Raw genomic sequence first — 23,549 nt, forward strand, 5'->3', positions numbered from 1 at the left:
GTATCCCAAGATCGCGTTTCGTCAAGTGGCTGAAGTGCACGAATCCCAGGTCATGGAGCCAGCGGGCTGTCGCCGAGGGACGCCAGCAGGTGCGCGGGGTCGTCGTAGACCGCCTCCGCGCCGGCCTCCACCAGATCGCCGCGGGGAATACCGCCGCACAGGACGCCCACGCAGCGCACCCCGGCCCGGCTGCCGGCCCGCATGTCCCACACGGTGTCGCCGACGAACACCGCCCGCTCGGCGGGAATCCCGGCCAGCTCCAGGGCGTGCTCGACCGGTTCCGGGGCGGGCTTGCCCTGCTCCACGTCGTCGGCGCTCGCGGTGGCGGTGATGGCGTCGTCCGCGTCGATCGCCCGGCGCAGCGCGCCCAGCTCGGCGCCGCTGGCCGAGGTGGCCAGGACCACCGCCCAGCCGTCCCGGTGCAGACGCCTGAGCAGGTCCCCGGCGTCCCGGAGCGCGGGCAGGCGGTCGAAGTACTGTCCGTACAGCGCCTTGTGAGCGGCGCTGAGCTCACCGTCCCGGTCCTTGTCGCGGTCGTCGCCGAGCAGACGGGCGATCAGGTCGGCGGAGCTGAGTCCGACGGCCCGGTGGACGGCATGCATGGGCACCCGGTGGCCCGCTTGCCGGAAGGCCTCCCACCAGGTGACGGCGTGCAGGTGGTTGGTGTCGACGAGCGTTCCGTCGACGTCGAACACGGCGGCACGGGCTCGGTCCATCCGGGGGCCTTTCTCTCTGCTCGCTCTGACGTGGCACGGGTACCACGTCAGACGCCCGTCACGCCGGACGGCGTGCGCCGTTCCCTCGTCCAGGCCAGCAGCTCGTCCATGGACCAGGTGGTCACCACCCGCTCGGGCGGCACCCCGCACTCCTCCGCCCGCGCGCAACCGTGGATCTGCCAGTCCAGCTGGCCGGGCGCGTGCGCGTCGGTGTCGACGGAGAACAGCACGCCCGCCTCGACAGCCTGTCGCAGCAGCCGCCGCGGCGGGTCCAGCCGCTCCGGACGGGAGTTGATCTCCAGGGCGGTGCCGGTCTCGGCGCAGGCGGCGAACACCTCCTCCGCGTCGAACTCCGACTCCGGCCGTCCCCGCCCGCTCACCAGCCGGCCGGTGCAGTGACCGAGGATGTCGGAGCGGGGGTCGCGGACGGCGGCCACCATGCGGCGGGTCATCGACCGGGCGTCCATGCGCAGCTTGGAGTGCACCGACACCACCACCACGTCCAGCCGGTCGAGCAGCTCCGGCTCCTGGTCGAGTGAGCCGTCCTCGAGGATGTCGCACTCGATGCCGGTCAGCAGCCGGAACGGGGCCCACGTCTCGTTCAGCTCCGCCACCACCCCCAGCTGCCGGCGCAGCCGCTCGGGCGACAGGCCGCGTGCGACCGTCAGCCGGGGCGAGTGGTCCGTGAGGACCGCCCACTCGTGGCCGAGCCCGGCCGCCGTACGGCCCATCTCGTCGATCGGGCTGCCGCCGTCGGACCAGTCGGAGTGCAGATGGCAGTCGCCGCGCAGGCGCGCCCGAAGCCGCTCGCCGCCGTGCGCGAGCGGGCCGCCCGTCTCGCTCTGAAGCCGCTGCAGATAGCCCGGCACCTGCCCGGTCAGCGCCTCGCGCACGACTTGCGCGGTCTTGGGGCCGACGCCCTTGAGGGACTCCAGGGTGCCCGCGGACGCACGCTGCGCGACCTCCTCGGCGGGCAACCCGGCGAGCACCCGGGCGGCCGTACGGAAGGCACGTACCCGGTAGGTCGGCGCCATCGACCGTTCCAGCAGGAAGGCGATCCGCTCCAGTGCCTCGACGGGGTCCATTCCACCTCCGATCGCCCCGGTCACAGCACCGGGGTGCCCCTTCAGGGTTCCCCGGCGGCGCGGTGGCCGCACGACGTCCTGCCCGTTTGCCGGCTGCGCTCCCGGGTACTGCGATGCTCCGTCCGCCCATGGAGGAGGAGGCCTGTCATGTCCGCTCCCGCCGCACCGCGCTCCCCGGTGGCCGTGATCACCGGCGCCGACTCCGGTATCGGCCGCGCCGCCGCCGTCCGCCTGGCCCGGCAGGGCGTGGACATCGGGATCACCTGGCACAGCGACCTCAAGGGCGCCGAGGAGACCGCCGAGGAGGTGCGCGCCATGGGGCGGCGGGCCGTCGTGACGCAGATGGACCTCACCCGGCTGCCCGCCGCCGCGGGCGCGGTCGACGAGCTGTGCGACCGGCTCGGCCGACTCGACATCCTGGTCAACAACGCCGGTACGGGCACCTCGACGCCCTTCGTCGACCTGGAACCGGACAAGGTGCGCGAGGTCATCGACGTCGACCTGCTCGGCCCCTTCCTGTGCGGGCAGCACGCGGCCCGGCACATGATCCGGCAGGGCGACGGCGGCCGGATCGTCAACGTGACCTCCGTCCACGAACACCAGCCCCGCGTGGGCGCGGCCCCGTACTGCGCGGCCAAGGGCGGACTCGGCCTGCTCACCCAGGTCATGGCGCTGGAACTCGCCGAGTACGGCATCACCGTCAACGCCGTCGCGCCCGGCGAGATCGCCACGCCCATGACCGGGCAGGAGGACACGGACCCGCACACCGAGAGCCGCCCCGGTGTGCCGCTAGGGCGGCCGGGCGACGCCCGGGAGGTCGCGAACGTCATCGCTTTCCTGGCCAGTGAGGACTCCTCCTACGTCACCGGCGCCTCCTGGGCCGTCGACGGCGGCATGCTCCGGATGGGCCCGATGGCCGGATCCCACCTCACGAGCGACGACTGGCGGCGTCCCTGAGCCCCTGCGGCTGCGCACCGGCTCCTGCGTCCGGCCCGGTCTCAGCCGGGTCCGCCGCGGCCGGGGCTTCGGCTACCGGGACGAGAAGGGCCGGCCCCTCACCGATCCCCCGCAGCGCGCCCGGATCCGGGCCCTGAGCATCCCGCCGGCCTGGCGGGACGTGTGGATCTGCCCGTGGTCACCTTCAGCTGTCCGGCCAAGGGCGGTGCGCGGCGGGGAACGGCTGCTCGTCCACTGGGACGGCAGGGCCGCCGGCAGACCGCCCGTGCCGTGCGGGAGATCAGCCGCTACCTGCGCAACACTCCCGCCGTGTGCCAGGGCCTCCTACATCGACCCCCGGGTCTTCGAACTGTTCGAGGAGGGGGGTGACGATCGCCCCCGAGCTCACCCGGCTGGGGGAACACGGGACGTTCGGGTGCCCCGCCACCCAGGGAGCGGCCGAGGCGGCCGTCCTGCAACCGCTCGACGGCGGTCGCGGACGGCCGCCGGGGCGGCTCCCGTCCTAGGCTGGATCACATGACCGAACAAGCAGCTCCCTACATGTCCCACCCGCGGATCCTGGTGCACGCGGTGATGCCGGGGAAGCCGGGCAGGCCGCCCTTCCGCATCGTGGAGATCGACGGTCAAGTGGTGGGTGAGGCGAGGGCCGTCACCGACGTCCTGGAAGCCGCCGCCGCGTACGGCATCACGGTCCACGACCTGGATGACCCGGACCAGGTGCGCTGGGTGGGCGGCGACAAGTTCACCTGGGCGCCCCACTAGGGCATGGCCCCGGGGGCCCGGCCCGGACACAGCCGGCCGGCGCCGCCCACCCCGGCGGTCACTGCTTCCGCACGCGCGCGTGCACACGGCCGAGCCGGCGCCCCAGCAGCAGGTAACCCACCAGGGCCCCGGCGGTGTTGAGGATGACGTCGTCCACGTCGAAGGCACGTCCGGTCACCAGCAGGCCCTGAGCGGTCTCCACCAGCAGCATCACGATCGCGGTGACCAGCAGGACCCTGAGGATGCCGCGCACCCGGGGCACCAGGATCGGCAGCAGCACCCCGAACGGGATGCCCAGCACCAGGTTCCCGCCGATCTGCTTGACGGCGTCGTGCAGTTGTGGCTGGTCCAGATAGGCCCTCAGGGAGCGGCCCGGGTGCAGGTTGGTGTGCGTGAGGGACACCGATGCCGGGGACGGCTGAAGCGTGAGCCGTGCCAGCACGACCGCGAACGCCACCATGAAGGCGAAGGCCACCAGCATGGCCAGCAGTCGCACGGGGAGCGGCAGAACATGGTGCCCGGCCCTGTCCGGCGGCGCCTTCCGGTCGGCGCGGCCGGCCTTGGTGGTACGGCCGGTTCTTGCGGCGCGGCCGCCCCTGAGGCTGCGCAGGCGTGCGGCAGTGATGCTCATCCGATCCTCCAGTCTTCAACCTCCGCGCGTGGTAGCGCGGTTACCCGCGAAGCGACGCGGAATGCCGCCCGACGCGATCCGGGCCGGTTCCCCCCTCGGTTTCCGGACGCCCTCCCGGGGCACTGGGGGCACAGGCCCGCGCGCCGCCGCTCGCTCCGGCTCGGGCGGTGCTTGGATGCCCGAAGCGGGCGAAACCGGCCAAACGGATGCAACGCCGTGAAACCGGCTTCCCTCAGGCCCGAGGAGGTGTGTGTGAACCGGCGTACGGCCCTCCTCGCCGTCGGCGAGTGGCTTGTGTGGTGGGCCGCGCTCACCCTGCTGTGGCTGGTGCTGATCAGCACCGTGGACACCCTGGAGTGGGTGGTCGGCGCGACCGCGGCGGCCGTCACGGCGCTCGCCGCCCGGGCCGCGCGACGGGCGGTGAACTGGCGGTGAACGGCTGGATCCTGGCGGCGGCGGTCCTGCTCGCCGGGGGAGCGGGCGCGGCCCTGTGGGGCGTGGCCACCGGCCCGCTGCGGCGCCGTGTCATGGCCCAGAACCTGATCACCTCGGCGGTCTGCCCCGCCCTGCTGCTCCTCTCCCAGGGCTACGGACGCCCCTCGTACGTCGACCTGGCCCTGCTGCTGGCGCTGCTCGGCCCCGTCGGCACCCTCGTCTTCGCCCGGCTGCTCAGTGACGAACTGGAGGACGACCGGCCGCGGGCCTGGGGACCGACCTGGGCCGCCGCGGGTCTCGGCGCGGTCGTCGTGCTCGTCCTGTGCGCGGCCACCGGACCGAGCCGCGCGATGGTCAAGCTCCTCGTCGTCGGCGCCCTGCTGGTCGGCGGCAACCTGGTGGCCTCCCGGGCGCTGTCCGGTGGAGTACGGGGAGTGCGCCATGGCTGATGTGGTGATCGTCGTCGCCCTGCTGCTGGTGGCCGCGGCCGCGCCCGCGGCCGTGGTCACCCGTGACCCGGCCCGCCAGGCCCTGGTGCTGTCCGCTCTCGGCGTGCTGCTCGCCGTGCTGTTCACCGTGCTCCAGGCCCCCGACGTAGGCCTGTCCCAGCTGGCCGTCGGCTCCGCGCTGACCCCGCTGCTGGTGATGCTGTCGGTGCGCAAGGTCAAGCGCCGGCCACGGGCCAAGGGCGGTGACCGGTGACCCCGCGAGCCCGGCTGTGGCTGCTCGCCGTGGGCGGCGCGGGCCTCGCCGCCCTCCTCGTCGCCGCTTGCCTCGACCTGCCGTCCTTCGGCGGCCGGCGGCACCCCTACGGGGAGCGGGCCGTGCACGCCGCCCTCGCCCGGCACACCGCCAACACGATCGCCTCCGTCAACTTCGACCAGCGCGCCTACGACACCCTCGGTGAGATGACCATCCTGTTCGCCGCGGTGCTCGGCTGTGTGATCCTGCTCCGGCAGACCCGCGACGAGCACCGGGCCCGGCCGGAACCCGCCGAGGTGGCGCTGCCGGTACGCCGCTACGCCTTGGTCGTGCTCCCCGTCGCCCTGCTCACCGGCCTCTACGTGATCGCCCACGGCCAGCTCAGCCCCGGCGGTGGCTTCCAGGGCGGCGTGGTCGCCGCGACCGCCCTGCACCTGCTGTACCTCGGCGCCGACTACCGCGCCCTGGAACGCGTCCGCCCGGTCGCCCTGTTCGAGGTCGGTGATTCCCTCGCGGCCTCCGCCTACCTGGTGCTCGGCATCGCCGGCCTGCTCGCCGGGACCGCGTTCCTGGCCAACACGCTGCTGCCGTACGGCACGTTCAACACACTCTCGTCCGGCGGCATCATCCCCCTGCTGAACGCGGCCATCGGCATGGAGGTCGCCTGCGCGGTGGTCGTGCTGCTCGCCAATTTCCTGGACCAGGCCGTCGAGATCGAAGGGGAGAGCGGGAGTTGAGACCACTGTGACCACCGTGCTGCACGTCCTTCCGTACCTGGTCGCCGCATGGGTCTTCCTGACCGGCTGCTACGGCCTGGCCACCAGCCGCAACCTGATCCACGCCGTGGGCTGTCTGTCGGTGTGCCAGGCCGCCACCTACGTCCTGCTGCTGGCCGTCGGCTACCGCAGCGGCGGCACGGCCCCGGTGTTCTCCGACATCGAGCCCGGGTCGCGGCCCGTAGTCGACCCCGTGGTGCAGGCCCTCGCCCTCACCGACGTCGTCGTCGGCGCCACCGTCACCGCGCTGCTGCTCGCGCTCGTCATCCAGATCGCCAAGCGGCACGGCACCGTCGACCCCGACGAACTCAGGGAGCTGCGCGGCTGATGCACCACCTGCTGCCGCTGCTTGTCGCCGTACCGCTGCTCGGTGCCGCGCTGCTCATCGCGACCGGCCGCCGCCTGCCCCGCGTCGTGGCCGAGGCCGCCGGCTGCGCGGTCTCCGGCGGCACCGCCGTGCTCGCGGTCGTCCTGCTGCTGAACTCCTCCCCGCCGCTGGTCGAATGGGCGGGAGGCTGGGTGCCCGTGGGCGGCGAGAGCGTCGGTATCGTGCTCACCGGGGACGGGCCGGGGCTGGGCATGGCAGTGCTCGTCTCCCTGCTGACGCTGGCGGCGCTGGTGTACTCCTGGCACTACTTCGACGAACCCCCGCGCCGGCACGCCGGTTCCTTCCCCGCCCTGATGCTGCTCTTCCAGGGCGGCATGTGCGGTTTCGCGATCGCGGGCGACCTGTTCAACGCGTTCGTGTTCTTCGAGCTGATGAGTGTCGTCGCCTACGCGCTGACCGGCTACCGGATCGACGACCCGAAGGCCGTGCAGGGTGCGGTCACCTTCGGCGTCATCAACTCCCTCGGCGCGTACGCCATGCTGATGGGCATCGGCCTGCTGTACGCCCGCACCGGCGAGCTGGGCATGACGAAGATCGGGCGCGGCCTCGACACCGCGGCCACGCACGGACGGCCCGACGCGCTCGTCCTCGCCGCCTTCGTGCTGGTCATGACCGGGCTGCTGGTCAAGGCCGCCACCGCGCCCTTCCACTTCTGGCTCCCGGACGCGCACGCCGTGGCGCCTACCCCCGTGTGCATGCTGCTGTCCGGTGTCATGGTCGAACTCGGCGTCTTCGGCGCGTGGCGGGTCTACGGCACGGTGTTCTCCGGGCCGGGCGGGATCCCGTCCGCCGACGTGGAACGGGCGCTGGTGGTGCTCGGCGCGGTGACGGCGGCCGTCGGCGCCGCGATGTGCTGGTACCAGCGGCACATCAAGCGGATGCTGGCCTACTCCACCATCGCCCACACCGGGCTCTTCCTCGTCGGCGTCGGCACGCTCACCCCCGAGGCCGACGACGGGGTCGCGCTGTACGTCCTCGGGCACGCGGGGGTGAAAGCCGCGCTGTTCGCCTGCGCGGGCATCCTCCTGGACCGGTACGGCAGCGTCGACGAACACGCCCTGCACGGTCGGGCCCGGCGGCTGCGCACGGTCGGCGTGCTGTTCACCCTCGGCGCGCTGGGCCTGGCCGGGCTGCCGCCGTTCGGCACGGCGCTCGGCAAGTCGGTCACCGAGGAGGCCGTGGGAGGCCCGCTCACCGTGCTGTACGTCGCCGCCTCCGCGGTGACCGCCGGCGCCGTACTGCGGGTCGCCGCCCGGGTCTTCCTGGGCCTCGGACCCCGTCCCGAGGACGCCGCCGAGGACGAGACCACCGGCGCCGAGGAACGGCCCGAGACCCGCGGCAGGCTCCGCCGGGTCCCGGACACGATGACCGCGGTTCCGGCGGTGCTGCTCGCCGCGGCCGTCGCCGTCGGCCTGGTCCCCGGTTTCGCCGACGCCGTCGCCCGGGCCGCCAACGAGGCCGGGTCGGGCGGTGCCGCGGCCGCCGTGGAGTGGACCCCTGCCGGCATCCTGCTGGGCCTGCTGTCCACGCTGCTGGCCGTGGGACTCGCCGCGCGGGCCGTCGCCCGCCCGGGCCCGGCCGCCGCCCCGGGCTGGGTCCGGCCGCTGCGCCGGCTGCAGTCGGGCCACGTCGGCGACTACGTGGCCTGGTTGCTGCTGGGCACCACCCTGCTCGGGGCGCTCGCCCTGCCGGGCGTGCTGGGCGGCTGAGGCGCGGGCAGGCCCGGTGGGCCGCATCAGGTCCCGTACGTCACGTGCACCTCCTTGAAGCCGAGGGAGCCGAGCAGGCCCTGCAGCATGTCCGTGGTGTTGGTCTCGGCGCGCGTGGTCAGCCCGCTGTCCTTGGCCGCCGCGCCGATGTGCTTCACCGCGAGCTCCTGCACGGCGTGTTCGCTGTTGGGGTTGTCCGAGAAGAGGTCGCCGAGCCGGTCCAGCAGACCGCGCTGCTTGGACACGGCGTACGAGTGGTCGGCGTCGAGTGCCGGCTTGCCGAGCCGCGCGTGCGGCAGCCGGAGCGTGGCCGACGTGCGGTCGCCGTTGACCGTCACGTCGTCCTTGCCGACCTGGCCGAGGTCGACGTAGGCGTCCACGGTGCCCGCGCCGACGTACAGGGTGCGGGTGCCGCGGATCGCGTCGGGCAGGTACTTGGCGTCCTTCTCCAGGTCCACGACGACCTGGAAGTTGCCGGAAGCGGCGTCGTAACGGCTCATGTCCTGGATGGACTTCAGCAGCGCCGGGCCGGAACGGTCGTGCGTCTCGGTGCCGAACAGGTCCTTGATGCCCGGCAGCACGGCCAGCCGGATCCCGGCGAACAGCACCACGAGCACCAGCACGAACGCGGTCACCACCTTGGCCCAGCCGGGCATGCGCCTGGGCAGGCGCGTGAGGGAAGTCGTCATGGTGACGGTCCTCCTTCCTACAGTCCGCATGCCCACCAAGGGCCGTAACAGACCGGCGCGTTGGGGCGGCGCCGGTCGCGAGTGCGGCCACGGCGGTCTCTTCGTCCGGGACCAGGGACTGTCTCCGGAACCCGAGAGACGACGGCCCGCACTGGTCATGACCGAGTGAGCTATTGGATGCTCCAGCGGTGCGGGTGGCTGGGTTCCTCGGGGCAGGCGAAAATGTTGAGTTCGCCCCAGCGGCCGACGGTGACCTCGGTCGGCCTGGTGGACCGGTGGGTAGGCAGGTCCTGTTCTTGCAGCGGCTTCCAGCTGCCGCTGCCGCCGTCCCATTCCGTGCTGTCGATGGTCAGCAGCAGGTGCATCGGTGTCGCACAGGTCCGGCAGTTCATGGGGCACGGGTCGGTGGCGTGCCAGGAGGCGAAGCCGCCGACGCGCCAGCCCGGTGGGATGGACAGGTCGTACTGGTAGCCCACCGGCGCGGCGGCGCAGTCGCCCTCCGACTGCTCGGCCGCCTCCTCCAGTGCTTCTTCCCAGTCGTCGATCCGAGCGCACAGTTCCTCCGGGAGGAGGCCGGCGAACGGGTAGGTGACCACCTGTTCCGGGTCCAGCACGCACTGTTCGGGCACGTACCCCTCGAAGCCGACGACCTGCGGCCGTGGCGGTGAGGTCTGCACCTCGGTGACTTCCCACGACCGGCGCCAGCGCAGGTCGAGCAGCATGCCGTGGCCGGTCGGGCCGTGGGCGTCGAAGGGGCACCAGAACACCTGGAGGAGATCGCAGTCGTCCGGCCCGTTCGCCAGGTCGGGGATGTCCCTCCTGTAGAGCTGCGCCAGGCCGATCAATGGCAGTGGGTCGGCTGCAGCGGCCTCTGACACGCGGTGTGTCCGGCGTAGTTGCTCCAGCAGCCGCCGTTCTTCGTCCGTGGGGCCGGGATTCGGTTCACGGAGCCACGCGGAAGCCAGGATCTGCCGATGCCGGTGGATGTCCGCCGGGCGCCGGCCACGCGCGTGGCTGTGGGACTCGGTGCACACCGGCCAGGGTTCGTTCGTCGGCCACAGCAGCGGACCGCCCACGGAACTGTCCGCCGCCTCCGGTACGCCGGGGCGTGGGTGGAGCCGGGTGGTGGTGCCCCGGTAGGTCGCCAATTCCGGGAAGAGCGCCTCGACATCAAGCGGGCGCTGCGGTGTGGTCCTCGGCATGCACGCGACCCTAGACAGCCGTCGGCCGCGATTCTGCGGCGCCCCCGTTTCGTGAAGAGCCATGCCGGCGCGCAGCGGTCTCCGTGCCGGCATGGGCAGGTCTCTGCCGGAGCCTGACGATGCTGCTGGTGCTCAGGTGAGGGCCGGTTCCGGCAGACCGGCGGAGCGTCGTCGACAGGTGAGTGACGCGCCGCCGATGAAACAACTGCCGCCTGTCGGGTCAGTGGTCACGATCCAGACGGGCCGGCTGCCGCCGTCCCGGCGGATTCAGCACGTGGAGCTACTGGAGATCTTAATCCCGTTGACCTTGTAGGAATCGGCGAACACCGTTTGGCTGTTGGGCTCGAGGCAGATCGAGCCGCCGCTCTGGAGCCGCAGATAGACCACGTCGTCATTCCGCGTGTTGAGGACCCCGTAGTGCGGCCGAGGCGTCACCGCTTGATAGCCGCTGGTGACGTCCCGGTACTTCGACATCGGAGTGCCCGCGTTCAAGGCGTTGCCGTCGACGTAGAAGCAGACGTACGGGTACGGGCAGCCTTGGGTGGGGGGTTCTGCGTGGGCTGCGGCTGCGCCGGTAAGGGACATGGCCGCAACCGCCACGCTCACCCCCGCGAAGCGTGAGACCTTACGGACGACGGACTTCATCGAACCTCCAAGAACGGGTGTCCCAGTGGACGGGTGGCTGGTGGGTGCGTTGCCGGACGGCCGGCCGCTTCAGCCGGTGCGACGGCCATGGCCTCGTGCCTCGCGGCCCTGAGGCAACAACCGCCACCCCTGGAGGACGACCACGCCTGTGCCGAGGTTGCCTACCGCTTCGGAGCCGCCGCCCCCGAAAAGAGACGTCTCCAGGCATCCGCGCCGTGGTGAGAGGGGCAGTAGCATGAGCCGCGACCCGTAATGATCACGCGAGGAGCGGATCGTGCGAGACATCGCCGTCTTCAGTGGCAGTGCCCACCCGGAACTGGCGAAGGAGGTCTGCGCCCACCTCGGCGTGCCGCTCAGCCCGACCCGTGTCAGCCGGTTCGCCAACGACTGTCTGGAGGTGCAGCTCCAGGCCAACTGCCGGGAACGCGACGTCTTCCTCATCCAGCCGCTGGTCAGACCGGTGCAGGAGCACCTGGTCGAACTGCTGCTGATGAGCGACGCGGCCCGGGGCGCGTCCGCGGGACGGATAACCGTCGTCATGCCGCACTACTCCTACGCCCGCTCCGACAAGAAGGACGCCCCGCGTATCTCGCTCGGCGGCCGGCTGGTCGCGGACCTGATGGTGGCGGCGGGCGCGAGCCGGGTCCTCGCCATGACGCTGCACGCACCCCAGGTCCACGGCTTCTTCTCGGTCCCGGTGGACCACCTGCACGCCCTGCGCGAACTCGCCGCGCACTTCCGGCGGTACGACCTCACGCGGACCACCGTCGTCTCACCCGACCTCGGCAACGCCAAGGAGGCCGCCGCGTTCGCCCGGCTGATCGGCGCGCAGGTGGCCGCCGGTGCCAAACAGCGGTTCGCCGACGACCGGGTGAGCATCAGCTCGGTCATCGGTGAGGTGGCCGGGCGGGACGTGATCGTGCTGGACGACGAGATCGCCAAGGGCAGCACTGTGCTGGAACTCCTGGACCGGCTGCGGGAGTTGCGGCCGCGTTCGATCCGGGTGGCGTGCACGCACGGACTCTTCGCGGCGGGTGCGCTGAAACGGCTGAGCGAGCAGCCGGACGTGCTGGAGATCGTGTGCACCAACACCGTGCCCGTCCCGGTGGACGAGCGCACCGAGAAGCTGCGCGTGCTGTCCATCGCCCCGGCGCTGGCGGAGGCGGTTCGGCGCATCCACAATGGCGAGTCCGTCAGTGCCCTGTTCGATGAGTCGCGCGGCGAGTGACCGCCGTTCGGCCGGCGAAGGCCGTCACAACGTGCCGGACGTCGCCTCGGACTGCCGAAGCGCCTCCTCCAGGGTCGGCCGCGGCGGCAGCAGCCGCGCCAGCCCCGTCACCCGCAGCACGCGCAGGGTCAGCGGGTGGGCGCACACGAGGTGCAGCCGCCCGCCGCGCTCCAGCACCCGGCTGCGGGCCCGGTACAGCAGACGCAGACCCGAGCAGTCGAAGAAGTCGATCTGCCCGAGGTCGATCACGATCCGCGCGCCGGTCCGGTCCGTCACCCGGTCCAGGTACGGAGTGATCTCCGTGGCCGCCATGATGTCGATCTCACCGCGGAACTCCAGGACCGTGTGCCCGCGGTCCTGGTGGATGCGCAGGTGCCGGGTGAGTGGTGCGGGTTCCTGGTGCATGCCGGCGTCACCTCCCACCCGTGCCGGGCCATCCGCTCCTCGCCCTGCAAGTTACCCTCGATAGAAGGAATTTGAGCATGTTCGATTGACATATGTCTTCGACTTTGGCGCGTGTCTTCCTGTGGTGTGCGTGACAGGTGACGACGTGTCAGGGTTTACGACAATGCCTGCCAGGCCTTGGCGAGCGCCTGGCGGAACTCTTCCTCCTGGCCCGCGGTGAGACCGGAGACCATCCGCTCCTCCAGCTCCCGCACCGGGTCCGCGAAGCCGGCGAGCAGTTCGCGCCCGGCGTCGGTGAGCAGGATCAGCAGTTCGCGCCGGTTGCGCGGATTGCGCTCCCGCCGCACGAGCCCGCGGCCCTCCAGCGATCGGACGAGGTCGGCCATCGACTGGGCGGTGACGAACGAGTCCCGTGCCAGCTGCGCCGCCGACAGTCCGTCGTGCCGTTCGAGCACGGTGAGGGCCGTGTACTGCAGGGCGGTGATCCCCGCGGGCTTGACCAGCTCGTCCAGACGTGCGCGTACCACCAGCTCCACCTGCTTGACCATGTAGAGCAATGATGGGCGTATGCGTGTACCGACCATGCGCGAACCCTAGACCATTGACAGGAAACCTGTCTGTAATGAGACTGCGCACCAACAGGAATCCTGTTGGTTGAAGTCTTAGCGATCTACGCTGGGGAGTAGGCATGACGACCACCATCGACACCGGTCCCGGGCAGCTGTTCATCGGCGGTCAGTGGCGGGAGGCCGCCGACGGTGCCCGTACGGACGTGATCGACCCGTCCACCGGGCAGGTGGTCACCACCGTCGCGGAGGCGGGCGCCACCGACGTCGACGCAGCCGTCCGCGCCGCCCGAGCCGCCTTCGACGGTGGCGAGTGGTCCGGACTGAGCGGCCGGGAACGCGGCCGGATCCTGCACCGGGTCGCAGAACTCATCCGCGAGAACGCCGACGAACTCGCTGCCCTGGAGAGTCTCGACGTCGGCAAACCGATCACGCTGTGCGGCGCGGTCGACATCGCGAACGCCGCGAACGACTACGAGTACTTCGCCGCCCTCGCCTACTCCCTGGACGGCGCCACCCGCGACACCCCCCTCAACGCCCTCGCCTACACCCGGCGCGAACCCCTCGGTGTGGTCGCCGCCATCACCCCGTTCAACTTCCCGCTGATCCTCGCCGGCTCGAAGATCGGCCCCGCCCTCGCGGCCGGCAACACGGTCGTCCACAAGCCCGCCGACGAGACCCCGCTCAGCGCCCTGTACATGGCCGGCCTGCTGCGGAAGGCCGGGGTGCCCGACGGCGTGGTCAACGTCGTCACCGGCACCGGACCGGTGGCCGGAGAGGCCCTGCTGCGCAACCCGGGCGTCGACAAGGTCGCCTTCACCGGCTCCAGCGCGGTCGGCCGGCATGTGGCAGGCGCCGCCGGTGAGGCCCTCAAGCCGGTCACCATGGAACTCGGCGGCAACGCCGCCCACGTCGTCTTCGAGGACGCCGATCTGGAGAAGGCGGTCGGCGCGGTCATCAAGGGCTTCGTCTTCAACACGGGGCAGTTCTGCATGGGCGGGCCCCGGCTGCTGGTCGCACGCGAGGTGTACGGCACCCTGCTCGGCATCCTCGCCGAGGCCGTGCCCGGCGTGCCGGTCGGTGACCCGCGCGACCCGGCCACCGTCGTCGGCCCCATGGCGGGGGAGAAGCACCTGAACAAGGTCGAGGAGTACGTCGCCCTGGCCCGCAAGGAGGGCGGCCGCATCGTGTGCGGCGGCGAGCGGCTCGACCTGAACGGCGGCTACTACTACAAGCCGACGGTCATCGCGGACCTGCCCAACGACTCCCGCGTCGTCCAGGAGGAGATCTTCGGCCCGGTCCTGACCGTGCAGCCCTTCGACTCCGAGGACGAGGCCGTCGCCCTCGCCAACTCCACCCCGTACGGGCTGGCGGCGGGCGTGCAGACCTCCCACCTGGCCCGCGCCCACCGCATCGCCGACCGCCTCCAGGCGGGCATCGTCTGGATCAACGACTGGGCGATGCTCGACCCCGCGGTGCCCTTCGGCGGCGTCAAGGACTCCGGCTTCGGCCGTGAGTACGGCCCCGAGGCCCTCGCCGCCTACACCAAGGTCAAGTCCGTCGTCGTCTCGCTGGACTGAACGCCCCCCACCACCGAACCGAAAGGAGTGCACGCGATGTCCATCACCACACGCGCCGCCGTGGTCGAGTCCGGGGGAGCGCCCTTCACCCTCTCCGACGTCGTACTCGACGAGCCGGGACCGCATGAGGCGGTGGTCCGCATGGTGGCGGCCGGCCTGTGCCACACGGACCTGGGCGTGGCGAGCGGCGGACTGCCCTTCCCCCTGCCCGGAGTGCTGGGCCACGAGGGAGCGGGCGTCGTCGAGGCCGTCGGCTCCGCCGTCACCGGTGTCGCGCCCGGTGACCACGTCATCCTGTCCTTCACCTCCTGCGGCGAGTGCCGCAACTGCCACGGCGGGCACCCCGCGTACTGCGCGACCTGGCTGCCGCTGAACCTCATCGGAGGCCGCCGGGCCGACGGCAGCAGCACCGTCAGCCGGGACGGTGAGCCGCTCGGCGGCCACTTCTTCGGCCAGTCGTCGTTCGCCGAGCGGGCCCTGGTGGACCGGCGCAGCCTGGTGAAGGTCGACCAGGACCTGCCGCTGGCGTCCCTCGCCCCGCTGGGCTGCGGGGTGCAGACCGGAGTGGGCGCCGTGTGGAACGTGCTGAAGCCGCGGACGGGCGGCACCGTCGTGGTGCTCGGCGCCGGCGCCGTCGGCCTGTCCGCCGTGATGGCCGCAGCCCTCACCCCGGCCACCACGATCATCGCCGTCGACCGGGTCGGCGAACGGCTCCAGCTGGCCCTCGAACTCGGCGCCACCCACACCGTGGACGCGGGGGAGGAGGACCTGGTCGCGGCGCTCGCCGACATCACCGGCGGCCAGGGCGCCGACGGGATCGTGGAGACCACCGGAAACGCCGGAGTGCTGCGCCAGGGCGTCGACGCGCTCGGCGCCCGCGGCACCCTGGTCATCGTCGGCGCCCCGCCGTTCGGCACCGAGGTCGCCCTGGACGTCAACGGGATGCTCGGCGGCAAGCAGGTCGTCGGCCTGACCCTCGGCGACAGCGAGACCCAGACCTTCATCCCCGCCCTGGTCCAGCTGGTACGGGACGGCCGGCTCCCGCTGCACCGCCTGATCAGCACCTACCCGTTCGCGGACATCGAGCAGGCGGTGCAGGACATGAAGGCGGGCAAGGCCATCAAGCCCGTACTGACGTTCTGACTCAGTCCACCAGCAGGACGAGCTTCCCGGTGGTCCGGCCGGTGTCGCCGAGCGCATGCGCCTCAGCGGCATCGGCCAGCGGGAAGGTCCCGGCGACGGTGGCGCGCAGGCTGCCCTCCTCCACCAGCCGGGCGATCTCCTTCATGCCGCTGCGCGAGGCGTCGACCAGCATCCGCACCGCCCGCACACCGAGCCGCTCGGCCTCCTCGTAGAAGTCACCGGAGCCGACCGGAAGGATCGACACCACGAGCCCGCCCGGACGCAGCACGCGCAGCGAACGCAGGGAGTAGTCCCCGCCTATCGTGTCCAGCACCACGTCGACGTCCTTCACGGCCTCGGTGAAGTCCGTCTCCCGGTAGTCGACCGCCTCGTCCACACCGATCCCGCGCAGGAAGTCGTGCTTGCCCGCGCTGGCGGTACCGATCACGTACGCGCCGCGCGCCTTGGCGATCTGCACGGCCACATGGCCGACACCGCCGGCCGCCGCGTGGATCAGCACCCGCTGACCGGGCCGCACGTCCGCCGTCTCGACCAGCGCCTGCCAGGCGGTGAGGGAGACCAGCGGCAGCGCGCCCGCCTGGGTATGGTCAACGGAGGCCGGCTTGTGCGCGAAGGCGCGGGCCGGACCGGTGACGTACTCGGCGTGCGATCCGTGGCCGAAGGGGTAGGGCAGCATGCCGAAGACCTCGTCGCCGGGCGCGAAGGCGGCGACACCGATGCCGACCGCCTCCACCACCCCGGAGACGTCCCAGCCCAGCACGAAGGGCGGCTCGCCCAGGAAAACACCGAGGGCGCGGTGCTTCCAGTCGGTCGGGTTCACCCCGGCGGCGCGCACCCGCACCAGCACCTCGTTCGGCCTGGGCGCGGGCCGCTCCAGCTCCACTTCCCTGAGGACCTCGGGCCCGCCGAGGACGTCCTGACTGATCGCACGCATGGTGTTCGCATCGCTCATGGTGGACCAGCCTGCCGTGGGCCGCCCTTCAGGAAAATGGCATGATTGCCAACCTTCGATACGATCGTGCCATGCAGCGTGTGGAACGGGTCGTGGTCCTGGCCCTCGACGGCGTCTACCCCTTCGAACTCGGCATCCCCAGCCGGATCCTCGGCGCGGCCGACGGCCGGTACGAGGTGCTGACCTGCACGGTCGACGGGAATCCGGTGCGCACCAGCGCGGACTTCTCGATCACCGTCGAGCACGGCCCCGACGTGCTGGAGTCCGCGGACACCGTGGTGATCACGTCCTTCCCGACCGACCGCATCCCCGACGAACTGCCGGACGAGGTCGCCGCGGCGCTCGCGCGGATCCCGGAGCACGCCCGGGTGGTCTCCATCTGCACGGGTGCGTTCGTCCTCGCCTCGGCCGGAGTGCTCGACGGGCGCCGCGCCACCACGCACTGGGCCGTCGCCGATCGCTTCAGGCGTGCCTTTCCACGCGTCACCCTCGACCCGGACGTGCTCTTCGTCGAGGACGGCCGGTTTCTCACCTCGGCCGGCGCGGCCTCCGGCGTCGACATCTGCCTGCACCTCGTGCGCGAGGACCACGGCAGCGCCCTGGCGAACTTCGTGGCCCGCTGCTGCGTGGTCCCGCCGTTCCGGGACGGTGGCCAGGCGCAGTACATCATGCAGCCGGTGCCCGAGTACCCCGCCGCGAGCACCGCCGCCACCCGCGCCTGGGCCCTGGAGCGCCTCGGTGAACCCCTCACCCTGACCGACCTGGCCGGCCACGCCCGGATGAGCCTGCGCACCTTCGCCCGCCGCTTCGGTGACGAGGTGGGCCTGAGCCCCGGCCGCTGGCTGATCCAGCAGCGTGTCGCCCGTGCCCGGCACCTGCTGGAGTCCAGCGACCTGTCCGTGGACCAGATCGCCGGCGAGGTCGGCTTCGCCACCGGCGCGTCCCTGCGCCAGCACCTGCACGCGGCGATCGGAGTGTCCCCGCAGGCCTACCGGCGGACCTTCCAGGCGGCACGCTGAACGTTTCCGCTCCCCCTGGCGTCGCAGGAGCGGAAGCGGTTGGGCCGGGGAACGGGGATGGGGAATGCGCAGAGATCTCGTGGCGATGGCGTTGCTGACGACCATGGCGGCCGTGACGGCGACGGGATGCGGTGACGGGGGCGGGGAGGACCTCGTGCTCAAGGGCACATCTCCGGCGTCGCCGTACCGCGGCCCGATGAACGCCCGCAGCGCGCTGGAGTGCGACGGGAAGGTCTTCGACGCCGACAGGGGCGACGGATGGAGCAAGGGTGACGGCGGTGACACACCCGAGGAGGGCTTGAAGGCGTATTTCGACATCTACGTGCCCGAAGTCCCGCGCTCCGGCTACCGCGTCGAGCGTGCGGAGGGCGACCGCGTCCTGTACTCCTACGACGTCGGCGGCAGGACGAAGGTGGCCGTCGTGGTCGCCAAGGACCGGAAGAACCGGCCGGGTTGGGGACCGGAGACCAGCGCCTCCTGCGACCCCGCCGAACTCCCGGCCGATGTATCCGAATCCTGGGGGTTCGAGATCTGGACGGACCGGACCGGCAGGCGGGTACCGGTCACCGAGGTCAACAGCTCCGCCGGCGCGGAACACTGCGACTGGCAGAGCGCGCACTTCCTGGAACTCGGCCGGGGGAACGGTGACCCGGTGTACATACGGGACCCCGACGGACTGTTCGAGGCCGGCACCCAGCTGTCCGCTGCGTACGACAGGGACGTGCCGATGCCCGCCGACGCCCACGACACCGGATACCGCTACCGCGACTGGCAGTTGTGGCTGACGGACGACAAGTCGAAGGCGTACGTCCGCACACCCGACGGTGTCGAGGCCTGGCCGCGGGCGAAACAGGGCCTGGCCTGCAAGTGAGACGTCACCGGCTGCGGTGCAGGGCCACCAGCAACTGCCAGACCTGGTGGGCGACTTCCTCGGAGCTCGCGTCGAGGAGTCCGTGCAGCCAGTCGGCCAGGACGCCGGCGAAGGTCGCGGCCACGGCCGAGGCGACCAGCGGGGCGTCGGCGGCGCCCGCCCGTTCACGCTCGGCCAGGCTGCGGGCCCTGAGGTCGCGGTGCAGGACCTGCCCGAGCGGCCCGCCACCGCCCGGGGTGAGCAGGGCACGGTAGAGGGAGGCGTGCGGGGCGAGGCCCGCGAAGAACTCGAGCAGCGCGGGCGGGGCGTGCACCGGGTCGGGCCGGCCGCGCCAGGCGTGCAGCGCCTCCACCGCCTCCCGTACCACGTCCGCGCAGGCGTCGACGGCCAGTGCCTCCAGCCCGTCGTAGTGCACGTAGAACGTGGCCCGGCCCACCCCGGCCCGGCGCACCAGCGCCGCCACGCCGACCTCGGTCAACGCGCGCTCCGCGCACTCCTGGAGCAGGGCGGCGCGCAGCCGCGCCCGGGTACGGGCGGCCCGTGGGTCCTCGGGCGCGGGCCGGGTCACCGGGCGGCCAGCACGGCCGCCAGGGCGAGCGCACCGGGCAGCGCCTGCGCGAACAGGATGCGGCGGTTGGCCGTGGCCGCCCCGAACACGCCCGCGACCACGACGCAGCACAGGAAGAACACCTGCGCACGCCACCCCGTCGGATCGGCGGCCACCAGCCCCCACACCAGGCCCGCCGCGAGGAAGCCGTTGTACAGCCCCTGGTTCGCGGCCATCGGCGCGGTCGCGCGTGCCATCTCCCGGTCGAAGCCGTGCAGACCCCGCCCCGGCTTCTTCTGCCACAGGAACATCTCCAGCACCAGGATGTACGCGTGCAGGGCCGCCACCAGGCCGACCAGTGTGTTCGCCACGATTTCCACGACCAGGACTCCCTCTTTCTTGGACAGGTGTCCAGGATAGCGGGACGGTTGTCCAGGAAATCGAGCAGGTTCGTCACGCCGGACCCCGCCTGATCGTCAGACGTGTGACACGACTACGAGGAGGACTTCGCTCCATGACCGAGCAGCCCGCCCGCAACGCCGAGCAGCGCAAGCAGGACACCCTGCGAAGGCTCGAGCGCGACGTCGACCTCTGGGTCGCCTCCGCCGACGCCGACGGGGGAGCGCCGTACCTCGTGCCGCTGTCCTTCGTGTGGGACGGGGAGACCCTCCTCGTCGCCACCCCGGCCGCGAGTCCCACCGGCCGCAACCTGGCGACGACCGGTACAGCGCGCCTGGGCATCGGGCCGACCCGGGACGTCGTCATGGTCGACGGCACCGTCACCCCCGTGGAACTCGCCGACCTGCCCGAGGAGGAAGCCGAACTGTTCCCCGCCAGAACCGGTTTCGACCCGCGCGGCCTCAAGACCCGCTATCGGTACTTCCGGATCCGCCCGCAGCGGGTGCAGGCCTGGCGCGAAGCGAACGAACTGGACGGGCGTGACCTGATGCGTGACGGGAAGTGGCTGGTGGCCGACTGAATCCGCGGGGCCGGGATATCCGCAGGGAAGGGTCTCTCTCATCCCCAACGGAGGAAGCAATGGCACTTGTGAAAGCGGGCGTTGTGGTGCTCGACTGCGCCGAGCCCGAGAAACTCGCCGAGTTCTACAAGGAGTTGCTGCAGGGGGAGGAGACGGCCGCGTCCGCGAACCTCGTCGAGATCCGGGCGGCCGACGGATTCCGGCTGGCGTTCCGCCGGGACATGAACGCGACCCCGCCGAGCTGGCCGCGCCCCGAGAACTCCCTCCAGGTACATCTGGACTTCCTGGTGGAGGACCTGGACGAGGCCGAGCGCAAGGTGATCGGGCTCGGCGGCCGGCCCCTCGACACCAAGGCCCCGGCCGGACCGTACGAGGAACGCGGCTACGCCGACCCGGCCGGGCACTCCTTCACGGTGCGCCTGGTGCCTCCCACCGCACCCAAGCAGGGCTGAGGGGAGGCACCGGCTCAGCCGTCGAACGGTCAGTCCCGGCCTCCCTTCTCGGACGCCGGCCACACCCCCGTAGAGCGCTCGATGGCCTTGGCCCCGGTGCGGTCCACGGCGCTGCGCACCACCGCGAAGATGGCGCCCTGGACCGCCGCGGCCAGCAGGATCTCGCCCCAGCCGCGGTCGGGGTCCAGCGCGTCGGGCGCGTCGTCCTCGTGCCGGATCGCCTTCCACGCCTTGCGGAACGCCATACCGGCCAGCGCCCCGCTCGCCCAGCTCAGTACGAAGCCGACGGGCTGGTAGGCGAGGGGCAGCTTCTTCTTCTTCTTGGCCACGTGTGAAACTCCTTCGTCGCGATCTGTACGTTTTTCAGGGCCGCCCCGCGGCCGGTACCTCCTCGCCCGGACGGACCGGCCCCGGCGGCGTCCCGTCGCCGAACGGCCGGCCGCCGAGCTCCTCCCGGTGGTGCGGGGCGAGCCAGCCGGCGAGATCCGGCCCGAGCGGCACGATCCCGGTCGGGTTGATGCCGCTGTGCACCTGGTAGTAGTGCCGCTTGATGTGGTCGAAGTCGACCGTGTCACCGAAGCCGGGCGTCTGGAACAGGTCACGGGCGTACGCCCACAGCACCGGGTTCTCCGCAAGCTTCCACCGGTTGCACTTGAAGTGACCGTGATAGACGGCATCGAAACGGACCAGTGTGGTGAACAGCCGGATGTCCGCCTCCGTGAGGGTGTCGCCGACCAGGTAGCGCTGCCGGGCCAAGCGCTCCGTCAGCCGCTCCAGCCGCCGGAAGACCGCGGCGCACGCCGCCTCGTACTCCTGCTGGTGGGTGGCGAATCCCGCGCGGTACACACCGTTGTTGACGTCCTCGTAGACGCCCGTCATCACCTCGTCGATCTCGTCGCGCCGGGCGGCCGGATACAGATCCGGCGCACCCGGGCGGTGCAGCGCCGTCCACTCGGTGGCCAGGTCCAGGGTGAGCTGCTGGTAGTCGTTGGTGACCAGGCGCCCGCTCGGCACGTCCACGACCGCCGGGACACTCACCCCGCCCGGGTACCCGGTCTCCCGCCGGTCGTACGCCTCGGCCAGGAAGCCGATGCCGAGCACGGGATCGCGCCCGTCGGGATCCAGGGTGAAGCGCCAGCTGCGGTCGTCCTGCACCGGATCCGCGATCGCCATGGACAGCGCGTCCTCCAGCCCCAGCAGCCGGCGGGAGATCACCGCCCGGCTCGCCCACGGACAGGCGCGGCTGACGACCAGACGGTAGCGGCCCGCCTCCACCGGCCAGCCGTCCCGGCCGTCCGCCGTGATCCGGTCCGCGAAGTGGCTCTTGGACCGGGTGAACGTCTTGTGGCCGTACGAGCGGTTGCCGTCGCCACCCATGTTTCCTCCTTGCCGCAGGGGGCGTCCTGGGGAACGCGTTCCCCGATTTCCGCCGTCGGCACGGTGTGAGCCGTCCAGGCCGGGGGCAACCGGCGGTGGTGAGCGGGACATCTTCGCAAGAGACGACGCGACAGCGGAAACAGACGACCATGGCCCGGGACGGCGGCAGGTCCCCCGGGCGGAACACCGGGCCGGAGGTGCCCAGGACCGGGGCCGGCGACCACCAGGCCGACCGGAAGACACGGATCACCGTCTGGGTGGCGCTCGCCGCCAACCTGGTGATCGCGGCCGCCAAGGCCGCCGGAGGTCTGCTGGCGGGTTCGCCCGCCCTGATGTCCGAGGCGGCGCACTCGGTCGCCGACAGCCTGAACGAGGTCTTCCTGCTGGCGGCGCTGCGCCGCAGCCGTCGCCCCGCCGACGCACGGCACCCGTTCGGCTACGGCAAGGAGCGGTTCTTCTGGTCCCTGCTGGCCGCCGTCGGCATCTTCGTCATGGGCGGCTGCTTCTCCTTCTTCCAGGGCGCCGAGGCACTCCACAGCGGCGCCGAGGAGAAGTTCAGCGGCTACGTGGCGGGCCTGATCGTGCTGGGTGTCGCGCTGCTCGCCGAGGGCGCGTCCCTGTTCCGGGCGCTGCACCAGGTGCGCCGACAGGGCGGCAGCCTGCGGGACCCCGCCCTGCGCACCGTGGTCGCCGAGGACGGCACGGCGGTGCTCGGCGTGACCCTCGCCATCGTCGGCATGGCGCTGCACATGGCCACCGGTCAGGTCGTCTGGGAGGCGTCCGCCTCGCTGGCGATCGGCGTACTGCTCGTCTACGTCGCCTACCGGCTGGGCCGCGACGCCCGCGACCAGCTCATCGGGGAGGCCGCCGACCCGGAGCTGAGCGGCCGGATCCGGACACTGCTGGAGGAACAGCCGGAGATCGACAGCGTCGAGGCGCTGTTCACCATGAAGATGGGCCTCGACTCCACGCTCGTGGCCGCCCGGATCGACCTGGTGCCCGGCCTCGACAGCGAGCGGGTCGAGGAGGTCGCCATGCGCATCAAACGGTCGCTCACCGAGGCCGTCCCCGAAGCCGACCAGATCTTCCTCGACGTGACCGACCGGCCGGCGGGCGAGGCACGGGAAAGCCCCGCCGCGACGGGGGAACGCGGCGGGGCCTGACCCTCTGGTGCCCGGGGGGAGACGGTCCATGCCTCCCGGAAACAGATTTTTCTAAAGCACGGCGCGGATCACGCGCCGCCGGCCGGCTCCAGGACGAAGACCGGGATCTCCCGGGAGGTCTTCTCCTGGTAGTCGGCGTACGGCGGGTACGCGGCCACGGCACGCTCCCACCACGCGGCCTTCTCCTCGCCGGTGACCTCACGGGCCGTCATGTCCTGCTTCACCGGGCCGTCCTGCAGCTCCACGTGCGGGTCGGCCTTGATGTTGAAGTACCACACCGGATGCTTCGGCGCGCCGCCCAGCGAGGCGACCACCGCGTACCGCCCTTCGTGCTCCACCCGCATCAGCGGGGTCTTGCGGATCTTGCCGCTCCTGGCGCCCCGGGTCGTCAACAGGATCACGGGCAGCCCCGTGTCCATCAGTGTCGTCCCCTTGGTGCCGCCGGAGCTCTCGTACAACTCGACCTGCTCGCGCACCCACTGGGTCGGGCTGGGCTCGTACTCGCCCTCGAGAGGCATGACGTTCGTCCCTTCGACGGTCCTGCCGATCACTTGCACCGTGTGCCAACGT

At 71.8% G+C, this 23,549-nt stretch carries 31 protein-coding genes and 1 pseudogene; 18 read left to right on the forward strand and 14 right to left on the reverse strand.

All coding sequences use genetic code 11. The features are described 5' to 3' along the window. Window positions 1–50 precede the first annotated feature (50 nt). A complete protein-coding gene (locus ACFYZQ_RS05750) occupies window positions 51–716 on the reverse strand; it encodes an HAD family hydrolase (protein WP_389142033.1) in 666 nt (221 codons plus the stop codon). Window positions 717–763: 47 nt separating this feature from the next. Continuing rightward, window positions 764–1,801 (reverse strand): PHP domain-containing protein, encoded by a 1,038-nt coding sequence (locus ACFYZQ_RS05755; RefSeq protein ID WP_389142035.1) that lies wholly within the window; start codon window positions 1,799–1,801, stop codon window positions 764–766. A gap of 147 nt (window positions 1,802–1,948) precedes the next feature. Between ACFYZQ_RS05755 and ACFYZQ_RS05760 the strand changes: the two genes are divergently transcribed. From ACFYZQ_RS05760 to ACFYZQ_RS05775, 4 genes and pseudogenes are all read left to right on the forward strand, one after another. Further along, window positions 1,949–2,758: an SDR family oxidoreductase gene (locus tag ACFYZQ_RS05760; protein WP_389142037.1), complete on the forward strand. Its 810-nt coding sequence runs from the start codon at window positions 1,949–1,951 to the stop codon at window positions 2,756–2,758. Then, window positions 2,646–2,885, forward strand: a pseudogene (locus tag ACFYZQ_RS05765) (hypothetical protein); the annotation flags it as partial. The gene ACFYZQ_RS05760 and the pseudogene ACFYZQ_RS05765, both read left to right, overlap by 113 nt. A 238-nt stretch (window positions 2,886–3,123) precedes the next feature. Then, window positions 3,124–3,264, forward strand: coding sequence for a hypothetical protein (locus ACFYZQ_RS05770; protein WP_389143257.1), 141 nt, complete (start codon window positions 3,124–3,126; stop codon window positions 3,262–3,264). Between the two features lie 10 nt (window positions 3,265–3,274). Then, window positions 3,275–3,520 (forward strand): hypothetical protein, encoded by a 246-nt coding sequence (locus tag ACFYZQ_RS05775; protein WP_389142039.1) that lies wholly within the window; start codon window positions 3,275–3,277, stop codon window positions 3,518–3,520. Window positions 3,521–3,578: 58 nt separating this feature from the next. Here ACFYZQ_RS05775 and ACFYZQ_RS05780 read toward each other — a convergent pair whose 3' ends face one another. After that, a complete protein-coding gene (locus ACFYZQ_RS05780; protein ID WP_389142041.1) occupies window positions 3,579–4,151 on the reverse strand; it encodes a VanZ family protein in 573 nt (190 codons plus the stop codon). Between the two features lie 252 nt (window positions 4,152–4,403). On the opposite strand from ACFYZQ_RS05780, the gene ACFYZQ_RS05785 reads away from it, so the two are divergent. The 6 genes from ACFYZQ_RS05785 to ACFYZQ_RS05810 are packed head-to-tail and all read left to right on the forward strand — an operon-like array spanning window position 4,404 to window position 8,161. Beyond that, complete coding sequence (locus ACFYZQ_RS05785; protein ID WP_389142043.1) at window positions 4,404–4,586, forward strand: hypothetical protein; 183 nt, start codon at window positions 4,404–4,406, stop codon at window positions 4,584–4,586. After that, window positions 4,583–5,035 carry an MrpF/PhaF family protein gene (locus tag ACFYZQ_RS05790; protein WP_389142045.1) on the forward strand — a complete coding sequence of 151 codons (453 nt, stop codon included), beginning with the start codon at window positions 4,583–4,585 and terminating at the stop codon, window positions 5,033–5,035. The genes ACFYZQ_RS05785 and ACFYZQ_RS05790 overlap by 4 nt, the downstream gene beginning before the upstream one ends. Then, window positions 5,028–5,288 (forward strand): Na(+)/H(+) antiporter subunit B, encoded by a 261-nt coding sequence (locus ACFYZQ_RS05795; protein ID WP_389142047.1) that lies wholly within the window; start codon window positions 5,028–5,030, stop codon window positions 5,286–5,288. The genes ACFYZQ_RS05790 and ACFYZQ_RS05795 overlap by 8 nt, the downstream gene beginning before the upstream one ends. Then, window positions 5,285–6,025, forward strand: coding sequence for an MnhB domain-containing protein (locus ACFYZQ_RS05800; protein WP_389142049.1), 741 nt, complete (start codon window positions 5,285–5,287; stop codon window positions 6,023–6,025). The genes ACFYZQ_RS05795 and ACFYZQ_RS05800 overlap by 4 nt, the downstream gene beginning before the upstream one ends. 16 nt (window positions 6,026–6,041) lie before the next feature. Further along, window positions 6,042–6,392: a sodium:proton antiporter gene (locus ACFYZQ_RS05805; RefSeq protein ID WP_389143191.1), complete on the forward strand. Its 351-nt coding sequence runs from the start codon at window positions 6,042–6,044 to the stop codon at window positions 6,390–6,392. Then, window positions 6,392–8,161, forward strand: coding sequence for a complex I subunit 5 family protein (locus ACFYZQ_RS05810; protein WP_389142051.1), 1,770 nt, complete (start codon window positions 6,392–6,394; stop codon window positions 8,159–8,161). The genes ACFYZQ_RS05805 and ACFYZQ_RS05810 overlap by 1 nt, the downstream gene beginning before the upstream one ends. A gap of 26 nt (window positions 8,162–8,187) precedes the next feature. Here ACFYZQ_RS05810 and ACFYZQ_RS05815 read toward each other — a convergent pair whose 3' ends face one another. The 3 genes from ACFYZQ_RS05815 to ACFYZQ_RS05825 all read right to left on the reverse strand — a co-directional run bounded on the left by ACFYZQ_RS05815 (window position 8,188) and on the right by ACFYZQ_RS05825 (window position 10,697). Then, window positions 8,188–8,850, reverse strand: coding sequence for a DUF4230 domain-containing protein (locus ACFYZQ_RS05815; protein WP_389142053.1), 663 nt, complete (start codon window positions 8,848–8,850; stop codon window positions 8,188–8,190). Window positions 8,851–9,020: 170 nt separating this feature from the next. Further along, complete coding sequence (locus ACFYZQ_RS05820; protein WP_389142055.1) at window positions 9,021–10,052, reverse strand: hypothetical protein; 1,032 nt, start codon at window positions 10,050–10,052, stop codon at window positions 9,021–9,023. Between the two features lie 267 nt (window positions 10,053–10,319). Next, a complete protein-coding gene (locus ACFYZQ_RS05825; RefSeq protein WP_389142057.1) occupies window positions 10,320–10,697 on the reverse strand; it encodes a hypothetical protein in 378 nt (125 codons plus the stop codon). Between the two features lie 274 nt (window positions 10,698–10,971). Here ACFYZQ_RS05825 and ACFYZQ_RS05830 point away from each other — a divergent pair, with 274 nt between their 5' ends. Continuing rightward, the gene (locus ACFYZQ_RS05830; RefSeq protein WP_389142059.1) at window positions 10,972–11,925 is read left to right on the forward strand and encodes a ribose-phosphate diphosphokinase; all 954 of its coding nucleotides are present in this window, start codon (window positions 10,972–10,974) and stop codon (window positions 11,923–11,925) included. A gap of 24 nt (window positions 11,926–11,949) precedes the next feature. Here ACFYZQ_RS05830 and ACFYZQ_RS05835 read toward each other — a convergent pair whose 3' ends face one another. Together ACFYZQ_RS05835 and ACFYZQ_RS05840 are read right to left on the reverse strand one after the other, a co-directional pair. Continuing rightward, window positions 11,950–12,330: an anti-sigma factor antagonist gene (locus tag ACFYZQ_RS05835; RefSeq protein ID WP_389142061.1), complete on the reverse strand. Its 381-nt coding sequence runs from the start codon at window positions 12,328–12,330 to the stop codon at window positions 11,950–11,952. 155 nt (window positions 12,331–12,485) lie between these two features. After that, window positions 12,486–12,914 carry a MarR family winged helix-turn-helix transcriptional regulator gene (locus ACFYZQ_RS05840; protein ID WP_389142063.1) on the reverse strand — a complete coding sequence of 143 codons (429 nt, stop codon included), beginning with the start codon at window positions 12,912–12,914 and terminating at the stop codon, window positions 12,486–12,488. 104 nt (window positions 12,915–13,018) lie between these two features. On the opposite strand from ACFYZQ_RS05840, the gene ACFYZQ_RS05845 reads away from it, so the two are divergent. Both ACFYZQ_RS05845 and ACFYZQ_RS05850 read left to right on the forward strand, forming a co-directional pair. Next, window positions 13,019–14,476, forward strand: coding sequence for an aldehyde dehydrogenase family protein (locus ACFYZQ_RS05845; protein ID WP_389142065.1), 1,458 nt, complete (start codon window positions 13,019–13,021; stop codon window positions 14,474–14,476). Window positions 14,477–14,512: 36 nt separating this feature from the next. Then, window positions 14,513–15,619, forward strand: coding sequence for an NAD(P)-dependent alcohol dehydrogenase (locus tag ACFYZQ_RS05850; protein WP_389142067.1), 1,107 nt, complete (start codon window positions 14,513–14,515; stop codon window positions 15,617–15,619). A gap of 1 nt (window position 15,620) precedes the next feature. On the opposite strand, the gene ACFYZQ_RS05855 is transcribed toward ACFYZQ_RS05850, so the two are convergent. Further along, entirely contained in the window at window positions 15,621–16,571 is a 951-nt protein-coding gene (locus tag ACFYZQ_RS05855) for an NADP-dependent oxidoreductase (RefSeq protein WP_389142069.1), read from the reverse strand. Between the two features lie 71 nt (window positions 16,572–16,642). Here ACFYZQ_RS05855 and ACFYZQ_RS05860 point away from each other — a divergent pair, with 71 nt between their 5' ends. Beyond that, window positions 16,643–17,590, forward strand: a complete 948-nt coding sequence (locus tag ACFYZQ_RS05860; protein WP_389142071.1) for a GlxA family transcriptional regulator — start codon at window positions 16,643–16,645, stop codon at window positions 17,588–17,590. Window positions 17,591–17,654: 64 nt separating this feature from the next. Continuing rightward, the gene (locus ACFYZQ_RS05865) at window positions 17,655–18,461 is read left to right on the forward strand and encodes a hypothetical protein (RefSeq protein WP_389142073.1); all 807 of its coding nucleotides are present in this window, start codon (window positions 17,655–17,657) and stop codon (window positions 18,459–18,461) included. 4 nt (window positions 18,462–18,465) lie between these two features. On the opposite strand, the gene ACFYZQ_RS05870 is transcribed toward ACFYZQ_RS05865, so the two are convergent. Together ACFYZQ_RS05870 and ACFYZQ_RS05875 are read right to left on the reverse strand one after the other, a co-directional pair. Continuing rightward, entirely contained in the window at window positions 18,466–19,029 is a 564-nt protein-coding gene (locus ACFYZQ_RS05870; RefSeq protein WP_389142075.1) for a TetR/AcrR family transcriptional regulator, read from the reverse strand. After that, window positions 19,026–19,388 (reverse strand): DUF1304 domain-containing protein, encoded by a 363-nt coding sequence (locus tag ACFYZQ_RS05875; RefSeq protein ID WP_389142077.1) that lies wholly within the window; start codon window positions 19,386–19,388, stop codon window positions 19,026–19,028. The genes ACFYZQ_RS05870 and ACFYZQ_RS05875 overlap by 4 nt, the downstream gene beginning before the upstream one ends. A 134-nt stretch (window positions 19,389–19,522) precedes the next feature. Here ACFYZQ_RS05875 and ACFYZQ_RS05880 point away from each other — a divergent pair, with 134 nt between their 5' ends. Then, window positions 19,523–19,987 carry a pyridoxamine 5'-phosphate oxidase family protein gene (locus ACFYZQ_RS05880; protein ID WP_389142079.1) on the forward strand — a complete coding sequence of 155 codons (465 nt, stop codon included), beginning with the start codon at window positions 19,523–19,525 and terminating at the stop codon, window positions 19,985–19,987. Between the two features lie 59 nt (window positions 19,988–20,046). Then, entirely contained in the window at window positions 20,047–20,439 is a 393-nt protein-coding gene (locus ACFYZQ_RS05885; RefSeq protein ID WP_389142081.1) for a VOC family protein, read from the forward strand. 29 nt (window positions 20,440–20,468) lie between these two features. Here ACFYZQ_RS05885 and ACFYZQ_RS05890 read toward each other — a convergent pair whose 3' ends face one another. Both ACFYZQ_RS05890 and ACFYZQ_RS05895 read right to left on the reverse strand, forming a co-directional pair. Next, window positions 20,469–20,768 (reverse strand): DUF4235 domain-containing protein, encoded by a 300-nt coding sequence (locus ACFYZQ_RS05890; protein WP_389142083.1) that lies wholly within the window; start codon window positions 20,766–20,768, stop codon window positions 20,469–20,471. Between the two features lie 34 nt (window positions 20,769–20,802). After that, the gene (locus tag ACFYZQ_RS05895) at window positions 20,803–21,816 is read right to left on the reverse strand and encodes a glutathione S-transferase family protein (RefSeq protein ID WP_389142085.1); all 1,014 of its coding nucleotides are present in this window, start codon (window positions 21,814–21,816) and stop codon (window positions 20,803–20,805) included. Between the two features lie 65 nt (window positions 21,817–21,881). Between ACFYZQ_RS05895 and ACFYZQ_RS05900 the strand changes: the two genes are divergently transcribed. Beyond that, window positions 21,882–22,979, forward strand: coding sequence for a cation diffusion facilitator family transporter (locus tag ACFYZQ_RS05900; protein WP_389142087.1), 1,098 nt, complete (start codon window positions 21,882–21,884; stop codon window positions 22,977–22,979). A 68-nt stretch (window positions 22,980–23,047) separates the two neighbouring features. Here the strand turns inward: ACFYZQ_RS05900 and ACFYZQ_RS05905 are convergent, their stop codons facing one another. After that, window positions 23,048–23,497 carry a nitroreductase family deazaflavin-dependent oxidoreductase gene (locus ACFYZQ_RS05905; protein ID WP_389142089.1) on the reverse strand — a complete coding sequence of 150 codons (450 nt, stop codon included), beginning with the start codon at window positions 23,495–23,497 and terminating at the stop codon, window positions 23,048–23,050. Window positions 23,498–23,549: the final 52 nt, after the last annotated feature.

This window comes from Streptomyces sp. NPDC001843 (genome assembly GCF_042891955.1).
Lineage (GTDB): Bacteria > Actinomycetota > Actinomycetes > Streptomycetales > Streptomycetaceae > Streptomyces.

What these genes read in the sequence shown, in the direction of transcription:
- ACFYZQ_RS05885 (WP_389142081.1), top strand. Translation starts at nt 20,047, where the DNA reads ATGGCACTTGTGAAAGCGGGCGTTGTGGTGCTCGACTGCGCCGAGCCC.
- ACFYZQ_RS05750 (WP_389142033.1), bottom strand. Translation starts at nt 716, where the DNA reads ATGGACCGAGCCCGTGCCGCCGTGTTCGACGTCGACGGAACGCTCGTC.
- ACFYZQ_RS05835 (WP_389142061.1), bottom strand. Translation starts at nt 12,330, where the DNA reads ATGCACCAGGAACCCGCACCACTCACCCGGCACCTGCGCATCCACCAG.
- ACFYZQ_RS05775 (WP_389142039.1), top strand. Translation starts at nt 3,275, where the DNA reads ATGACCGAACAAGCAGCTCCCTACATGTCCCACCCGCGGATCCTGGTG.
- ACFYZQ_RS05760 (WP_389142037.1), top strand. Translation starts at nt 1,949, where the DNA reads ATGTCCGCTCCCGCCGCACCGCGCTCCCCGGTGGCCGTGATCACCGGC.
- ACFYZQ_RS05880 (WP_389142079.1), top strand. Translation starts at nt 19,523, where the DNA reads ATGACCGAGCAGCCCGCCCGCAACGCCGAGCAGCGCAAGCAGGACACC.
- ACFYZQ_RS05795 (WP_389142047.1), top strand. Translation starts at nt 5,028, where the DNA reads ATGGCTGATGTGGTGATCGTCGTCGCCCTGCTGCTGGTGGCCGCGGCC.
- ACFYZQ_RS05855 (WP_389142069.1), bottom strand. Translation starts at nt 16,571, where the DNA reads ATGAGCGATGCGAACACCATGCGTGCGATCAGTCAGGACGTCCTCGGC.
- ACFYZQ_RS05810 (WP_389142051.1), top strand. Translation starts at nt 6,392, where the DNA reads ATGCACCACCTGCTGCCGCTGCTTGTCGCCGTACCGCTGCTCGGTGCC.
- ACFYZQ_RS05895 (WP_389142085.1), bottom strand. Translation starts at nt 21,816, where the DNA reads ATGGGTGGCGACGGCAACCGCTCGTACGGCCACAAGACGTTCACCCGG.
- ACFYZQ_RS05850 (WP_389142067.1), top strand. Translation starts at nt 14,513, where the DNA reads ATGTCCATCACCACACGCGCCGCCGTGGTCGAGTCCGGGGGAGCGCCC.
- ACFYZQ_RS05825 (WP_389142057.1), bottom strand. Translation starts at nt 10,697, where the DNA reads ATGAAGTCCGTCGTCCGTAAGGTCTCACGCTTCGCGGGGGTGAGCGTG.
- ACFYZQ_RS05815 (WP_389142053.1), bottom strand. Translation starts at nt 8,850, where the DNA reads ATGACGACTTCCCTCACGCGCCTGCCCAGGCGCATGCCCGGCTGGGCC.
- ACFYZQ_RS05865 (WP_389142073.1), top strand. Translation starts at nt 17,655, where the DNA reads ATGCGCAGAGATCTCGTGGCGATGGCGTTGCTGACGACCATGGCGGCC.
- ACFYZQ_RS05820 (WP_389142055.1), bottom strand. Translation starts at nt 10,052, where the DNA reads ATGCCGAGGACCACACCGCAGCGCCCGCTTGATGTCGAGGCGCTCTTC.
- ACFYZQ_RS05780 (WP_389142041.1), bottom strand. Translation starts at nt 4,151, where the DNA reads ATGAGCATCACTGCCGCACGCCTGCGCAGCCTCAGGGGCGGCCGCGCC.
- ACFYZQ_RS05840 (WP_389142063.1), bottom strand. Translation starts at nt 12,914, where the DNA reads ATGGTCGGTACACGCATACGCCCATCATTGCTCTACATGGTCAAGCAG.
- ACFYZQ_RS05860 (WP_389142071.1), top strand. Translation starts at nt 16,643, where the DNA reads ATGCAGCGTGTGGAACGGGTCGTGGTCCTGGCCCTCGACGGCGTCTAC.
- ACFYZQ_RS05905 (WP_389142089.1), bottom strand. Translation starts at nt 23,497, where the DNA reads ATGCCTCTCGAGGGCGAGTACGAGCCCAGCCCGACCCAGTGGGTGCGC.
- ACFYZQ_RS05845 (WP_389142065.1), top strand. Translation starts at nt 13,019, where the DNA reads ATGACGACCACCATCGACACCGGTCCCGGGCAGCTGTTCATCGGCGGT.
- ACFYZQ_RS05755 (WP_389142035.1), bottom strand. Translation starts at nt 1,801, where the DNA reads ATGGACCCCGTCGAGGCACTGGAGCGGATCGCCTTCCTGCTGGAACGG.